3 protein-coding genes are annotated in these 1,680 nt (G+C 51.1%); all 3 read right to left on the minus strand.

The genetic code is table 11. The annotated features are described in order from the left end of the window. The coding region (locus BUB67_RS17510) for an FAD-binding protein (RefSeq protein ID WP_159431860.1) at positions 1-108 on the minus strand (108 nt) is incomplete at its 3' end. Positions 109-278: 170 nt separating this feature from the next. Continuing rightward, a complete protein-coding gene (locus BUB67_RS15900; protein ID WP_073240326.1) occupies positions 279-1,550 on the minus strand; it encodes a (Fe-S)-binding protein in 1,272 nt (423 codons plus the stop codon). Between the two features lie 35 nt (positions 1,551-1,585). Beyond that, positions 1,586-1,680, minus strand: a 95-nt coding sequence (locus BUB67_RS16285; RefSeq protein ID WP_476588307.1) for an iron-sulfur cluster-binding protein, incomplete at its 5' end; no start/stop codon positions are given.

The following is a 1,680-nucleotide window of genomic DNA, read 5'->3' on the forward strand; positions in this document are numbered from 1 at the left end:
CACCAGGTACACGTAGTAGCCGGATTCCGCCAGGTCCAATGAGGCCTGGATACCGGCTATGCCGGAGCCCACCACTAATACGGCTCCTGTTTTATGGGTCGTACTCATCTTCGCACCTCGCATTCATAGCATAATTTTTACGAATCATATTCATATGATAGCCCAATTCACAAAGGAAACCCTGAAGCCACGGGCCCAGACCCGTGACCAGGGTCACCGAAACAATTAAAATACCTTAAGTATATAAGCCGGGCTAATTTTATCGTCATTTTAAACTTTTACTCTGTTTCCTCTTCCTTCTTCTTGGCCCAGTCGGGAATCACCAGGGCCCTGGCCAGCAGCGGGGTGATGTGGGTGCACTTCCAACCCTTTTTGTATTCCTTGTTCATGTCGGTGAACTGGTCCATACAGTTGTGGCAGGGAATGGCGACCACCGTCGCTCCGGTGGCATCAATTTGTTCAATTTTCCGTTTGGCTTTTTCCATCCGCATCGGCTTAGCTTCCGGCACGGCCAGAGCGCCGCCGCCGGCCCCGCAGCAGTAGTTGTACTGACGGTTGGGATACATTTCACGGAAGTCGGCACAGATGGCCTTCATGACATTTCGGTTGGCATCCAGAACGCCGGACTTACGAACCAGGTTACAGGGATCGTGGACGGTGCAGGGTTCCGGGTTCCTGCTGGGATCAACCTTGATGGTGCCGTTTTTGATCCACTCATCATAAACTTCCAGTACGCTCAGGATGGGGAGCTTGGGGCCATCCCAATACTTTTCATCAAACAGTCGGGTGGACTTGTAAGCGTGACCGCATTCAGTGACAACAATCTTCTTGACGCCCAGGCGAACGGCTTCCTCAAAGAAGGGGCGCTGGATTGCGCAGAAATCATCATTTTTACCGCTGAAAAGGGCCAGGTTGGTGCAGTCCCAGCGGTGCTCGCCCAGGGTGTAGTCGGCCTTGGCATAGTAGAATACCTTCAGGATTTCTTGTAATTCATGAGAGTAGTACTTAATCTCACGGGCGTTCAAACCAAAGATAAACTCGGCGCCTTTCTTGCCTACATTAATCTTATAATCAGGATCACCCAGTTCTTCTCGCAATTCTTCTTCCACCCACTCCAGGGTTTCAAAGTATTCGTCCTGGGGAACATCCATCTGGTTTCCGGAATGGATGTGTTCATTAACAACCTTATCCATAAAGCCCGGGGTAGGAATACCAAACTGGCCCCGCATACCACGGGTAATAATACCAAAGTTTACACCCATAGGGCACTCTACGGTGCAGCGCTCGCAAACGGTGCAGTTCCAGATGAAGGGATCTGTCAGGGCCTCTTGCCGCAGGCCCAGGACTAGCTTGCGCAGGAATTTACGAGGGTCATTGTTACCGTGGACATCAGAATAGGGGCAGCCGGCGGTGCACATACCGCAGGCCAGACACTGGGTCCAGTCGATATTATTAAGTTTTTCCATTACTTCTTCTCTAAATTTGGGATCCATTTTGGAAAAATCAATCACTTCCGGCACTTGGGCCTTTTCATTCTCAGCGGACATCATTGTTCCTCCCCCTTTTCAGTCGGTTACCTTCCGTTTTAATATTCATTGGGCAGCCGGTCCAGCTGTTCCTTGGTGAACACCGGGCCGTCCTTGCAGACATATTTGCTGCCCACGTTGCAGCGGCCGCACA

The organism is Desulforamulus putei DSM 12395, from assembly GCF_900129195.1.
Lineage (GTDB): Bacteria > Bacillota > Desulfotomaculia > Desulfotomaculales > Desulfotomaculaceae > Desulfotomaculum > Desulfotomaculum putei.

What these genes read in the sequence shown, in the direction of transcription:
- BUB67_RS15900 (WP_073240326.1), bottom strand. Translation starts at nt 1,550, where the DNA reads ATGATGTCCGCTGAGAATGAAAAGGCCCAAGTGCCGGAAGTGATTGAT.